We start from the raw sequence: 12,431 nt of genomic DNA, 5'->3' as shown, positions 1-12,431 counted from the left end.
TTCCTTCATCGGTCAAACAGGCTTTGCAACTGACTGGGGGTTGTGGCGCTCTGCAGCGCCAGCATGAGCAAGATGCGGGCCTTGTGCGGGCTGAGATTGTCGGTGAACACCGCGCCCTCCGCCTGCAGGGTGCGACCGCCACCCTCGAAGCCGTAAACCGGTTGCACCCGGCCGTTGGGCACGCGCGTCGCGACGGCCACGACCACGCCTTGCGCGATGGCCTCCTTCACGGCCGCTAGCAGGTCAACGTTCACATTGCCCAGGCCCAGGGCCTGCACCACGATGCCCCGCGCACCCAGAGCGACCGCGGCGCACAGCAGATCGCCGCGGGCGCCCGCGAACATGGGGATGATCTCGACCCGCGGGAGTGCCCCCGATTGCGGCGGCAGATGCAGGCGTCGCGTGGGCCGACGCGAGAAGACCACCCGGTCCTCGTCGATCACGCCCAGCAGGCCGAAATCGCCGGACTTGAACGCCTCCACGTCGGACGTGTGCGTCTTGCTGACTTCGCGCGCGGCATGGATCTGGTTGTTCATGGCGACCATCACCCCCATGCCTTGCGCGCTCCGCTCGACGCACACGCGTGCCGCGTTGAGCAGATTGCGCGGCCCGTCGAAGTCCGGCACCGAGGCATTGCGCTGGGCGCCCGTCAGCACCACCGGTTTGTCGCTGTCGATGGCGAGGTCGAGGAACCAGGCGGTTTCTTCCATCGTGTCGGTGCCATGCGAGACGATGACTCCGGTGACCTCGGGACGTGCCAGTGCCTCGTCCACCGCGTGCTTCAAGCGCAGCCAGTGCGTTGCGTCCACGTGGTCCGAGGGAATGTTGAACAACTCGCGCACTTCCAGCCGTGCGACTTGCGCCATGGCCGGCACGGCGGCCAGCAGGTCTGCCCCGGAGAGCGCGGGCACGGGGCCGCCTCGCACAGGGTCGATCTTCATGGCGATGGTGCCACCTGTCGCGATCAGCTGGCACAAGGGTACGTTCAGCGCAACGGGGGGCTGGGTCTGCATCTGCATCGAATGCGCCATGGTGTTTGCTCCTCAAACCCGCAGGTGACGGTACACCGCGTCGATGGCGCCATCGACCCTGGATTCGCCTTCATCGATCAGCTCGCCCTGCTTGAGGATCAGGTAGCGGTCTGTCAGCTGCAGCGCGAAGGGCACGTTCTGCTCCACCACCAGCAGGGTGGTTCCGTGCTGATCGCGCTCTCGCAGCAAGGCCTGGGCGAGACGGTCGATCACCGAAGGCTGCAGACCCTCGGTGATTTCGTCCAGCAGGATCACCGAGGGCCGCGCCATCAGCGCGCGGGCCAGCAGCAGCATCTTTTGCTCACCGCCCGACAGCGTGCCAGCGTGCTGCGCCAGTCGACTGCCAAACACCGGGAACAGGGGCTCCACCGTGGCGAATCGCTCCTCGAAGAGTGACGCTCGCGGCAAGCCCAGGCGCAGGTTGTCGCGGATGCTCAGGTCCGCGAACAGAGGCTGCTCCTGCGCCGCATAGGCCACGCCCTGGCGCGCGATGTGGTGCGTTGATTGGCGCGTGATGTTCTCGCCGTTCAGGTGGATGGTGCCGGCTTGCTTGTTCAGAAAGCCCATCACCGTCTTGAGCAGAGTGCTCTTGCCCATGCCATTCTTGCCCAGCAGGGCGACGGCTTCGCCTCGGTGGATGCGCAGCGTGAGGTCGCGCAGTACCACGGACCCGCGGTAGCCGCTGGTGACGCCGTGGAGCGCCAGTGCCGGTGGAAACGTGGTGACGCTCATGCGTGCTCCCCTTGGGGCCGGGCGTCGCCGGAGTAGATGGTCTTGACCAGGGGCGAATTCACCACCTCCTGGAAACTGCCCTGCATGACGATCGTTCCCTGGTGCAGAACCACGATGCGGGTCGAGATTTGCGCCACGAGGTCGAGGTCATGCTCCACCAGCAGGCAGCACAACCCATGCTGATGGGCCAGCGAGGACAGCAACTCGCCAATCTGGGTGCGCTCTGTCTTGGTCAGACCCGCCGTGGGCTCGTCGAGCAGCACCACGCGCGGCTTCAGCGCGAGCACCATGGCGAGTTCCAGCGCCTGCTGCTCGCCGTGAGACAGATCGCGCGCCACCGTGGTCAGCTTGTGGTCCAGCGCCGTGGTGTGCAGCACGTGCAGCGCGTAGGCGGGCAGCTGCAGTACCGGGTTCTGGCGCAGCAGCGAGGGGCGCTCCAGCCGGGTACCGGCGATGCGCAGGCATTCGGCCACGGTCAGTGACTCGAAGATGTTGGCGTTCTGGAACTTGCGGCCCAGACCCAGGTGCACGCAGACCTCGGGCGGCAGCTGGCGGATGTCGATGCCGCACAGTTCCACCGTGCCGCCGCTGCGTTCAATGCCATCGCTCATGCAGCGCATCAAGGTGGTCTTGCCCGCGCCATTCGGGCCGATCAGACCCACCAGTTCGCCGGACTGAGCCTCGAAGTCGATGCCCCGCAGCACCTTGAGTGCGCCGAAGTTCTTGGTCACGCCCCGCATGCGCAGCGCCGTGCCGGAGGCCTGGGCGCCTGGCGTGACGGCCCGCTCCCGCAGCAGCGGCGCGCGCGCCACGTCCCGCGACAGGCCGAAGGGTTGGAGCAGCAGGGGGATGAGCCCTTGCGGGAACAGCACGATCACCACCACAAAGGCCGCACCCAGGATCAGCTGCCAGGCAAACGGCATGCTGCTGCTCAGGTAAGCCGTGGCCACGTTGACCAGCACCCCGCTCGCCAGTGGCCCCCACAGCGTGCCCCGGCCGCCCAGCGCCACCCAGATGATGAGTTCGGTGCCCAGCGCGAAGCCGGTGAGTTCCGGTGCGACCACGCCGCTGAAGCTGCTGTAGCCGAAGCCCGCGATGCCGGCCATGACGCCCATGGCGATGAGCAGCGTGGTTTTCACCCGCGAGGTGTTGATGCCGAGGTAGGTGCAGCGTGCCTCGTTGTCGCGGATGGCCAGGAGCATGCGCCCCGCGTCGCTGCGCACCAGCACCCAGCCGATGACACCGGCCACCGTCAGCAGGCTGCCCGCCGCCCAGTACCAGGCCTCGATGGACCCGTCGAACGTCGGGTAGCCCGTGAGCCCTGAACTCGACCCGGTGAAGCTGCCACCCGAGAGCAGCAGCTGGGTGAGCACGATGGGCAGCACGAGCGAGATCACCGTGGCGAAGAAGGGCGAGGCGCCGCGGTAGAACGACAGCCATCCCACCAAGCCGGCCACGGCGGCGCAGCCCAGCAGCGTGGTACCCATCGCCAGCAGCGCCGTGGATGCGCTGAAGCCGGCGTGCGTGAACGTCAGCCCGGCCGCATAGGCCCCGATGCCGAAGAAGGCCGATTGGCCGAAGGTCAGGTAGCCGGTGTAGCCCCAAAGGATGTCCACCGTGATCGCCGCGATGGCGAAGAAAAACGCCTTGATCAGGATGTTGAGCAGGTAGGTGTCGAACATCCAGGGGCCCGCGACCAGCAGCACCGCGCCCATCGCCGCCAGCAGCACGACATGATGGAGGGACGCGGCCCGTGCGCGCACGGGCGCGGCGGACTGTGGCGATGTCTGGTTGTGATGCAGGGAGGTATCAGCCACGGGCAAACCCCTTGGGACGGATGCGCAGCGTGATGGCCGCGAGCACGGCGATGGTCAGCCCACCCAGCACGGGGCTGGCATACGTGCTGACCAGCACCTGGGCAGCGCTGAAGACGACGCAGGTCAGCAGCAGGCTGACCATGGAATGGCCCGAGACCATCACCAGCATGAAGGCGCTGACCAGCCAGGGCAGACCCATGTTGGGGTCCACGCTGGAGAACGGCGTGATCATGGCGCCCGCCAGCGTGCCCAGGCTGGCCCCCAGACTGAAGGTGATGAAGCGCACGCGGCCCGAGTGGATGCCCAGGCTGCTGGCCAGTTCTTCGTTCATGATCACGGCGCGCGTGCGCACGCCGAAGCGCGTGCCACTGAGCAGGCCGGTGAGTCCCAGGCACAAGGCGATCGCCACCGGCACCAGCATCAGGCGGTAGGCGGAATAGTCCAGTCCAGCCACCCGCCAAGTGCCTGAAAGGGGTGCGTCCACGAACTGCACCTCGCGACCGAAGGCCATCACGATCAACTGGCCGATCACGATGCCCAGTCCCCAGGTCGCCAGGATGGCGTCCAGCGGGCGCTTGTAGAGCGGGCGCACGATCAGCGCCTCCACCAGCATGCCCACGGTCACGCCAACCACGATGGCCAGCGGCCAGGCCAGCCAGGCATCCAGCTGCAGGCGCGTGACCACGTAACTCGCGTACGCGCCCAGGGTCAGCAGCGCGCCATGCGCGAAATTCACGATCTTCATGACCCCGAAGATCATCATCAGTCCCGCCGTGACGATGAATAACATCGCGGCGGTGGTGAGTGTGTCCAGCAGCAGAACCATGGTGCGTTCCTAGTTGTCGGACAGCGGGTGATCGAAGGGAACACGGCGTTTTCTGGTCATCAGAGGGCTCCTCGGTTCTTTTTGATGGTGCACGGGTCCTGGGTCGAAGCACGGGCCGTGCCCGGCCGGACCGTCCTGCTTGGCGTGGGTGGAAAGGTGGAGGCGTGAGGTTCGCTCCGGCGCCAACGGCGCCGGACTCGGAGTGCATTTACTTCAGGTCGGGGCACTGCGTGCCCGGGTCCACGCCTTGGAAGGTCTGCAGAATCTTGATCGTGCCGCCAGTCTGGATCTGGGCCAGACGCATCGACAGCGGAGCGTGGCGGCTCTTGTCCATGCGCACTTCGCCCCGCGGTCCGGTGTAGGAGACCTCGGCCAGGGCCTTGATGATTTTTTCCTTGTCCATCGCGCCGACCTTCTCGGCCGCCGCCTTGTACAAGTAGAAGGCTTCGTACTGAGGCTCGGAGAGTTCGTTGGGTGTCTTGAGGTCGGCGCCGAACTTCTTCTTCATCGCCGCGATGAACTTCTGGTTCTCGGGGGTGCCGATGGTGGTCAGGTAGGAGGCCGACATGTACATGCCCGTGGCCACGTCGCCCATGTTCTTCGCGGTGGCTTCGTCGATGGCGAGGTTGCCATAGGGCAGGTTCAGGCCCGAGCCCTGCAGCTGCTTGGCCAGGGACACATTGGGCGCGCCGCCCGCGGTGGCACTGATCAGTGCATCGGCCTTGGCCGCGCGAATCTTGCTGAGCACCGGCGTCCAGTCCGAGCCGTCGATGGGCAGGTATTCCTCGCCGACCACCTTGCCGCCGTTTTTCTCGATGTATTTCTTGGTGAAGTCCAGCATGCCGCGCCCGAACGCGTAGTCATTGCCCACCAGGAAGAAATTGCGCGCCTTGAGGGTGGTGCCGAAGTAGTTGACGATCGGCGCCACCTGCTGCTCGGGCACCCAGGCGTTGACGTACATCCAGGGGTTGCACGAGCGCCCTTCGTAGAACGAGGTGTAGATGTAAGGCACCTTGCCGCGCGAGATGATGGGCAGGGCCGCATTGCGCGCGGCGCTGGTTTCCATGGCGATGATGGCGTCGACCTTCTTCTGGAACACCAGGGTGTCGAAGGCTTTCTGCGCGCCCACCGCGCCCGAGGCGTCGTCGACGATTTCAAGTTCGACCTTGCGCCCGAGGATGCCGCCCGAGGCGTTGATTTCTTCGACGGCCAGTTGCGAGGATTGCACCACGGCGGGTGCGACCACGCTGTTCGCGCCCGACAGGCCCACGGCCACGCCGATGCGGATGGGGTCTGCGGCTTGCGCCTGCAGCGAGAACGCGGCGACCACGGCGATGAGGCCGTGGCGCAGGAGGGAGGGGAAGGGGGTGATCATCTGAAGGCTCCTTGGTGGGTGAAGGCTAAGGGAAAGCGGGAAGGACAACACGGCATCAGTGACGGGACAGTGGCCATCCGGTGCCGAGCATGGGGTCGTAGAGGTCGGCGCGGCGGTCGCGCAGCACGTGGTTGAAGGCGTTGAGCTGGCGTGCCTGGCGCGTGGCCTGAAGGTCGAGCTGCGCCAGCAGCACGGTGTCGGCGCCGGCTTGTGGCGCCGGCCCCGCCAGCGGCCAGCCGTGGGCATCGACGATCAGGCTCTGGCCGATGAAGGACTGGCCTCGCTCGGTGCCCGTGCGGTTGGCGCAGACGATGTTCAGCGCATTGCTGTGGGCACTGGCCATCGCCAGGGTGTTGGCCATCGCGGGGCTGCCAGCGGGCTGGCCCGGCATGGGCACCCAGTTGGTGGGCATGGCCACGACGTCGGCGCCCTGCATGGCGAGCAGGCGATAGACCTCGGGGAACCAACCGTCATAACAAATCACCACGCCCAGGCGGCCCCACGGGGTATGGAACAGGGGCAGGCCCTTGTCGCCAGACTCGAAGAACAGGTGCTCGTCGCCCCACAGGTGCAGCTTGCGGTAGGTGCCCAACCAACCTGATGGGCCGATGACCACGGCCGAGTTGTAGAGGCGGTCACCATCGCGTTCAGCGATGCCGGCCACGATGTACGTGTTGCAGCGCCGCGCCGCGTCGGCCCAGGCGATGGTGGTGGGGCCGTGCGGAACCGCCTCCGCCAGCGCGTAAGCTTCTTCGCGGCTGTCAAACATGTAACCGCTGTTGGTGAGTTCGGGCAACACCACGAGGGCGGCGCCATCGGCCGCGGCGCGCTCGATCAGGGCCACCGAGTGGGCCACGTTCTCTTCCTTGTGGCCGATGCGAGGTTCCATCTGGATGCTCGCCACGGTGAGGGGGGGCGCGGACAAACCCGGTGCACGGCGGTGGCCCAAGGCGGACGACGAAGACGACATTCAAACTCCCAAAAGCAAAAGCCCCTGACCGCGCGCTAGCGCATGTCAGGGGCTTTCATAGCCGGTATGTGGTCAGCAATGTTGCTGAGGTCCTGGCGCGGCCCAGGCCGCGTCAGTGCCGCAAATTATGAACGCGGAAAAATGGCGCGTCAACAGTTTGTGACGTGAGGGGTGTTGCACGTCCCGCAGGCATGGGCCGGTCTCTGCGGGTCCGTGGGCGACGCGGCGCGCCCTGCCTTGTCCATGTCGAGGTGAACAAGAACGGCCTGGGCACGACGCCGGGTAATCCCCCCTACGTAGTGCTGCGGACCCGTGCCGAAGGGTGCCGGCCAGGCTCTTTAGCGGCACAATCGCCGGACTCGGCCGCTGGCATTTCCGATCTCGCCCACCTTTGTCATTCACGCGGCCCCCACCCAAGGAGCACACCATGTCTGATCCCATCGTCATCGTCAGCGCAGCCCGCACGCCCATGGGCGCCTTCATGGGCGACTTCGCGTCCCTCGCGGCGCACGATCTCGGGGGCGCGGCCATCAAGGCGGCGGTGGCGCGCGCGGGCATCGCGCCCGAGCTGGTCAACGAGGCGATCATCGGCAACTGCCTGATGGCGGGCCAGGGCCAGGCACCGGCGCGGCAGGCGGGCTTCAAGGGGGGGCTGCCCAAGACCACCGGTTCCGTCACCCTGTCCAAGATGTGCGGATCTGGCCTGCGCGCGGCCATGTTCGCGCACGACATGCTGGTCGCGGGCACGGCGGACGTGGTGGTCGCCGGCGGCATGGAGAGCATGACCAACGCGCCCTACCTGCTGCTCAAGGGGCGCGGTGGCTACCGCATGGGGCATGAGAAGGTCTACGACCACATGATGCTCGACGGTCTGGAAGATGCCTACGAAGCGGGGCGTGCCATGGGCACCTTCGGCGAGGACTGCGCGGCCAAGTACAAGTTCACGCGCGAGGCGCAGGACGCTTTCGCCATCGAGAGCGTCAAGCGCGCGCAAGCCGCCACGACCAGCGGTGCTTTCAAGGCCGAGATCACGCCCGTGACCGTCAAGACGCGCGCGGGCGAGACCGTGGTCGAGATCGACGAAGGCCCGGGCAAGGCCAAGCTGGACAAGATACCGACGCTCAAACCCGCCTTCAAGAAGGACGGCACGATCACCGCCGCGTCCAGCTCCTCCATCAACGATGGCGCGGCCGCCTTGGTGATGATGCGCGAGTCCACCGCCAAGAAGCTCGGCTGCAAGCCCCTGGCCAAGGTCATGGGCCACGCCATCAACTCGCACGAGCCCGAGTGGTTCACCACCGCGCCGATTGGTGCCACGCAAAAGGCGCTGGCCCGCGCGGGCTGGAGCGTGAAGGACGTGGACCTGTGGGAAGTCAACGAAGCCTTCGCCGTCGTGCCCATGGCGCTGATGGCCGAGCTGAAGGTGCCGCACGAGATCCTCAACGTCAACGGCGGCGCCTGCGCGCTGGGCCACCCGATTGGCGCCAGCGGCGCGCGCATCTTGGTCACGCTGCTGCACGCCTTGCAGGCGCGTGGCAAGAAGCGCGGCTTGGCCACGCTGTGCATCGGCGGTGGCGAGGGCGTGGCGATGGCGATCGAACGGGTCTGAGCCCTTTGAACGCCAGCGAGTAGCCCGTCAAGAGCGCCGCCATGCATCAGGCCAACAAGGTGGCCGATCGTCTCGATGCGCTGAATGCCGCGTCGGCGGCATCCGCGAGCCCAGGGCTCCTTGGCTGCGGCGCTCGGGCCCTCTTCAGGCCGGGTCGCGGTCGATCGCGAAGGCCGACCAGGCCTGGCGCGTGGGCATCACTTCCAGGCGGTTGATGTTGATGTGGTCGGGCAGGGTGGCGACGTAGAAAATCTGCTCGGCGATGTCTTCGGCCGTCAGCGGCGTGGTGCCCCGGTAGAGCTTGTCGCTGGCAGCCTGGTCACCGCCGGTGCGCACCAGGGTGAATTCCGTCTCGGCCATGCCGGGCGCGATGTCGGTCACGCGCACGCCCGTGCCTTGCAGGTCGCAGCGCAGGTTGTAGCTGAACTGCTGCACGAAGGCCTTGGTCGCGCCGTAGACATGGCCACCCGGGTAGGGCCAGCTGCCCGCCACCGAGCCCAGGTTGACGATGCTCGCGCCCGCGCCGGTTTCGAGCAGCGAGGGCAGCACGGCGTGCGTCACGTTCACCAGACCGGTGACGTTGGTGTCGATCATGGTGTGCCAGTCCTTGAGCACAACCTTCTGCGCGGGGATGGGCGCCAGCGCCAGGCCGGCGTTGTTGACCAGGCAGCGCACCGGGCGGAAGGCCGCGGGCAAAGCGGCCACCATGGCCGCCACGGCGTCAGCGTCGCGCACGTCCAGCGTGGCGATGTGGACCGCGGCTTGGCCCGCGAGTTCCTTTTTCAACTCTTCCAGACGGTCGGTGCGCCGGCCTGAAAGCACGAGTGACCAGCCTGCTTGCGCGAAGCGGCGTGCCGTGGCGCGGCCGAAGCCCGAGGTGGCACCGGTGATGAAGACGACTTTGTTGTTCATGGCGGATTCCTGGATGCGTAGGGAATGAAAGAGCTGAAACTGAGGGCGATTGTGCGTCGCCTGTTGGGTGTTGCGAGAGGCGCGGGGCGGCGTGGCTGTTCGGTCCGTGTTGAAGGCGCTGGAAGGCGCTGGAAGTCCCAGTGGCCTGATGTGATCAGGAAAGCAGTTGCCAGGCCGCGCGCGCGATCAGCAGCAGCGCGACCGCGCCCAGCACCAGGATGCACACGCGCCGGTAATGCGCCTGGCCGTAGCGTTCAAACAGGCGCTGTCCCAGCAGGATGCCCGCCACCTGGGCCGGCAAGGCCAGTGCCAGGTGCGGCAGGAAACGCGCGGGCACACCGTCGAGCGCGAAGATGGTGGCGAGCGAGACGATGTTCTGGCCCAGAAAGACGAAGGTCATGCTGGCCCGTGCCGCCGAGGCCGCGAAGTGGCCGCTCAGGAAGTAAGCCACCAGGGGCGGCCCGCCCATGGCCGAGAAGCCGTTGAGCAGGCCCGAGCCGCCGCCCGCCAGGGCCGTGGCCACCGGGCCTGGGGCCCGCGCGGCCCGCCAGCCCGAGAGCAGCAGCAGCGCCGTGGCCAGCACGATCACGCCGATGGCCAGGCGCCCAGCGTCCGCCGGCACCCCCACCAACAGCCAAGCGCCGAAGGGCGCGACCAGCACGCTGCAGGCCAGCAGCGGTCCGACGCGGCGCCAGAGGATGTGCGGCCAATCGGTGCGCAGGGTTTGCAAGCCCGAGAAGACTTGCAGGCCCATCATCACCGGGGCGATGGCCGCCGGCGGGAACACCAGGGACAAGGCGGGCGTGGCGAACAGCGCGGCACCGAAGCCGCTGAAGCCGCGCATCACGCCGGCGGCGAAGATGGCCAGGCCCACGAAGGCCAGAGTCCAGACCGAGCCCTCCATGGCTCAGGCCCAGCCACGGCCCCCAAGGGCCGCGGCGTTCAAGACGGATCGAAACACGTGCTTACTTGATTTCCAGTTCGAGAAACTTGCGCACCCGGTCGGTCTCCGGGTTCGTGAAGAACTTCTCGGGGGCGCAGCGCTCGATGATTTTGCCTTGTTCCAGGAACACCACCTGGTCCGAGACGGCCCGGGCGAAATCCATCTCGTGCGTGACGACCATCATGGTGTAGCCGCCGCCCGCCAAGTCGCGCATCACGGCCAGCACCTCGCCCACGCGCTCAGGGTCGAGCGCGGAGGTCGGCTCGTCGAACAGCAGCACCTCGGGCTCGATGGCCAGCACGCGGGCGATGGCCACGCGCTGCTTCTGCCCACCCGAGAGGGTGTGCGGGTACTGCCCGGCCTTGTCCGCCATGCCGACCTTGGCCAGCAGGGCCAGGGCTTGTTCGCGCACCTGGGCCTTGGGCTTGCCTTGCACGTGCACGGGCACTTCCATCACGTTTTGCAGCACGGTGAAATGCGGCCAAAGGTTGAAGCTCTGGAACACCATGCCCGTGCGCGCGCGCATCGCGGCCAGGGCCCGGCCCGGCAGGGGCTTGCCGGTCTGGTCGTCCACGCCCATGCGCGCGCCGCCGATGCGGATCTCGCCCCGGTCGGGCTGTTCCAGCCAGTTCACGCAGCGCAGCAGGGTGGACTTGCCCGAACCCGAGGAGCCCAGGATGCTGACCACCTCGCCCTTGGCCACGCTGAGGTCGATGTCGCGCAGCACCTCCACGCCGTTGAAGCTCTTGGACAGGTGGCGTATTTCCACTGCGGGTGCACCGGCCTGAGGGCTGGTGACTGTTTTTTCACTCATATTCAAGTCCTCGTTGCCGCCCATAGCGTCCAAAGCGGCGCATCAGCGCGTCCACCGTGATGCCCAGCGCCCAGTACAGCCCGAGCACCAGCACGAAGGCCTCCATGGGGATGAAGTAGCGCGAGGACATGGCGTTGGCCGCCGCAGTCAGCTCGGTCACGGTGATGATGCCCAGGAAGGAGGTGTCCTTCAGGCACATGATGAGCAGGTTGCCGCTCTCGCCGCGCGTGCGCATCACCAGCTGGGGCAGCACGATGCGCAGGAAAGCTTTGCCGCGCCGGTAGCCGTGGGCATAAGCCGCGTCCAGCGAGCCCGACGGCAGCACCAGACGCGCGCCGCGCAGCACTTCCGCGTAGTAGGCGGCGTAGTAGCAAGACAGGCCGATCAATCCCGCGTCCCAGGCTTCCAGTCGAATGTCCAGGCTGGGCAGCCCGTAGTACAGCAGGTAGATGAAGATCAGGAAGGGCAGCATGCGCAGCGCGTTGATGCCCAGGCGCAGGGTGCGGCGCGGCGCGTTGTCGCGGCCTTCGAGCAGCCAGGCCAGCAGGCAGCCGAGCACGAAGCTCAGCATGGCGGCCAGCACGAAGAGCAGCACCGTCGTGCCCAGGCCGTTGAGCAGCAGGTCGCGGTGCTCCCAGAGCGCGGTCCAGTTGTTGGGCGTGTCGGACATGGGGCGAGCGTTCCTTACATCGCGAGCCGATGGGCGTTGCGCTGCGCCATGCCTTGCAGCTTCACCATCAACGCGATCAGCGCCATGTAGAGCACGGCAGCGGCGAGGATGGGCGGCAGGGGTTCGTAGGTGACGGCGGCGATGCGGTTGGTCACGCGCGTGAGGTCCACCATGCCAATCACGGCGATGGCGGGGCTGCCCTTGACCAGGAAGGTCATCTCGTTGATCAGACCGGGCATGCTGGTCACGGCCATCTGCGGCAGCATGATGCGGCGGAAAGCTTGCAGGCGCGTCATGCCGCAGGCCAGGGCCGCTTCCAGCTGCTCACGCGAGAAACCCCGGAAGGCCGAGCGCCAGACCTCGGCGTTGAAGGCCGAGGTGTTGATGGTCAGCGCCAGCACGGCGGCTATCTCGCGGTTCAGCGACAAGCCCAGCTTGGGCGAGGCCAGGAAGATGAAGAGCACCAGCGTCACCAGGGGCGTGGCGCGCGCGAAGCTGATCCAGGCTGCCAGCAGCGGGTCCAGCAGGGGGATGCGGGCCATGCGCAGCAGCGCCAGGCCCAAGCCGATCACCACGCCCATGGCGATGGCCAGGCCCGAGGTCCAGGCCGTGACCCAGGCCCCGGCGAACAGCATGCGCCAGGCTTGCTCGTCCATGTTCTTGCTCCGGGTGGCCGCGCGTGCCGCGCCGGTCGAAGGAATGGCTTCGACCGGCTTGGCGCGGGCGGCGTGG

Annotated in this window: 12 protein-coding genes; 1 reads left to right on the top strand and 11 read right to left on the bottom strand. The window is 67.1% G+C overall.

All coding sequences use genetic code 11. From position 1 onward, the window contains the following. Positions 1-5 precede the first annotated feature (5 nt). From HGR_RS10925 to HGR_RS10900, 6 genes are all read right to left on the bottom strand, one after another. The gene (locus tag HGR_RS10925; RefSeq protein WP_006298309.1) at positions 6-1,031 is read right to left on the bottom strand and encodes an asparaginase; all 1,026 of its coding nucleotides are present in this window, start codon (positions 1,029-1,031) and stop codon (positions 6-8) included. A 12-nt stretch (positions 1,032-1,043) separates the two neighbouring features. After that, the gene (locus HGR_RS10920; RefSeq protein WP_006298308.1) at positions 1,044-1,763 is read right to left on the bottom strand and encodes an ABC transporter ATP-binding protein; all 720 of its coding nucleotides are present in this window, start codon (positions 1,761-1,763) and stop codon (positions 1,044-1,046) included. Continuing rightward, positions 1,760-3,586, bottom strand: coding sequence for an ABC transporter permease subunit (locus HGR_RS10915; RefSeq protein WP_406564777.1), 1,827 nt, complete (start codon positions 3,584-3,586; stop codon positions 1,760-1,762). Before HGR_RS10915 ends, HGR_RS10920 begins: the two co-directional genes overlap by 4 nt. Continuing rightward, complete coding sequence (locus HGR_RS10910) at positions 3,573-4,406, bottom strand: branched-chain amino acid ABC transporter permease (protein ID WP_006298306.1); 834 nt, start codon at positions 4,404-4,406, stop codon at positions 3,573-3,575. The genes HGR_RS10915 and HGR_RS10910 overlap by 14 nt, the downstream gene beginning before the upstream one ends. Positions 4,407-4,614: 208 nt before the next feature. Then, positions 4,615-5,781 carry a substrate-binding protein gene (locus HGR_RS10905; RefSeq protein WP_006298305.1) on the bottom strand — a complete coding sequence of 389 codons (1,167 nt, stop codon included), beginning with the start codon at positions 5,779-5,781 and terminating at the stop codon, positions 4,615-4,617. 55 nt (positions 5,782-5,836) lie between these two features. Further along, a complete protein-coding gene (locus HGR_RS10900) occupies positions 5,837-6,751 on the bottom strand; it encodes a nitrilase family protein (protein ID WP_050797443.1) in 915 nt (304 codons plus the stop codon). 427 nt (positions 6,752-7,178) lie between these two features. On the opposite strand from HGR_RS10900, the gene HGR_RS10895 reads away from it, so the two are divergent. Then, complete coding sequence (locus HGR_RS10895; protein ID WP_006298303.1) at positions 7,179-8,360, top strand: acetyl-CoA C-acyltransferase; 1,182 nt, start codon at positions 7,179-7,181, stop codon at positions 8,358-8,360. Positions 8,361-8,504: 144 nt separating this feature from the next. Here the strand turns inward: HGR_RS10895 and HGR_RS10890 are convergent, their stop codons facing one another. The 5 genes from HGR_RS10890 to HGR_RS10870 all read right to left on the bottom strand — a co-directional run bounded on the left by HGR_RS10890 (position 8,505) and on the right by HGR_RS10870 (position 12,355). Further along, positions 8,505-9,272 (bottom strand): SDR family NAD(P)-dependent oxidoreductase, encoded by a 768-nt coding sequence (locus HGR_RS10890; protein WP_006298302.1) that lies wholly within the window; start codon positions 9,270-9,272, stop codon positions 8,505-8,507. A 154-nt stretch (positions 9,273-9,426) separates the two neighbouring features. Further along, positions 9,427-10,176: a sulfite exporter TauE/SafE family protein gene (locus HGR_RS10885; protein ID WP_006298301.1), complete on the bottom strand. Its 750-nt coding sequence runs from the start codon at positions 10,174-10,176 to the stop codon at positions 9,427-9,429. Positions 10,177-10,237: 61 nt separating this feature from the next. Beyond that, positions 10,238-11,029: an amino acid ABC transporter ATP-binding protein gene (locus HGR_RS10880; RefSeq protein ID WP_006298300.1), complete on the bottom strand. Its 792-nt coding sequence runs from the start codon at positions 11,027-11,029 to the stop codon at positions 10,238-10,240. Beyond that, positions 11,022-11,699, bottom strand: a complete 678-nt coding sequence (locus tag HGR_RS10875) for an amino acid ABC transporter permease (protein WP_006298299.1) — start codon at positions 11,697-11,699, stop codon at positions 11,022-11,024. Before HGR_RS10875 ends, HGR_RS10880 begins: the two co-directional genes overlap by 8 nt. A gap of 14 nt (positions 11,700-11,713) precedes the next feature. After that, the gene (locus HGR_RS10870) at positions 11,714-12,355 is read right to left on the bottom strand and encodes an amino acid ABC transporter permease (protein ID WP_006298298.1); all 642 of its coding nucleotides are present in this window, start codon (positions 12,353-12,355) and stop codon (positions 11,714-11,716) included. Positions 12,356-12,431 lie beyond the last annotated feature (76 nt).

The organism is Hylemonella gracilis ATCC 19624 (assembly GCF_000211835.1).
Classification (GTDB): Bacteria; Pseudomonadota; Gammaproteobacteria; order Burkholderiales; family Burkholderiaceae_C; genus Hylemonella; species Hylemonella gracilis.
This window is presented reverse-complemented; position numbering and strand designations above follow the sequence as displayed.

Excerpts from the sequence above, each read along its gene's own strand:
- HGR_RS10925 (WP_006298309.1), bottom strand. The coding sequence starts at position 1,031 with ATGGCGCATTCGATGCAGATGCAGACCCAGCCCCCCGTTGCGCTGAAC.
- HGR_RS10920 (WP_006298308.1), bottom strand. The coding sequence starts at position 1,763 with ATGAGCGTCACCACGTTTCCACCGGCACTGGCGCTCCACGGCGTCACC.
- HGR_RS10910 (WP_006298306.1), bottom strand. The coding sequence starts at position 4,406 with ATGGTTCTGCTGCTGGACACACTCACCACCGCCGCGATGTTATTCATC.
- HGR_RS10905 (WP_006298305.1), bottom strand. The coding sequence starts at position 5,781 with ATGATCACCCCCTTCCCCTCCCTCCTGCGCCACGGCCTCATCGCCGTG.
- HGR_RS10900 (WP_050797443.1), bottom strand. The coding sequence starts at position 6,751 with ATGTCGTCTTCGTCGTCCGCCTTGGGCCACCGCCGTGCACCGGGTTTG.
- HGR_RS10895 (WP_006298303.1), top strand. The coding sequence starts at position 7,179 with ATGTCTGATCCCATCGTCATCGTCAGCGCAGCCCGCACGCCCATGGGC.
- HGR_RS10890 (WP_006298302.1), bottom strand. The coding sequence starts at position 9,272 with ATGAACAACAAAGTCGTCTTCATCACCGGTGCCACCTCGGGCTTCGGC.
- HGR_RS10885 (WP_006298301.1), bottom strand. The coding sequence starts at position 10,176 with ATGGAGGGCTCGGTCTGGACTCTGGCCTTCGTGGGCCTGGCCATCTTC.
- HGR_RS10880 (WP_006298300.1), bottom strand. The coding sequence starts at position 11,029 with ATGAGTGAAAAAACAGTCACCAGCCCTCAGGCCGGTGCACCCGCAGTG.
- HGR_RS10875 (WP_006298299.1), bottom strand. The coding sequence starts at position 11,699 with ATGTCCGACACGCCCAACAACTGGACCGCGCTCTGGGAGCACCGCGAC.
- HGR_RS10870 (WP_006298298.1), bottom strand. The coding sequence starts at position 12,355 with ATGGACGAGCAAGCCTGGCGCATGCTGTTCGCCGGGGCCTGGGTCACG.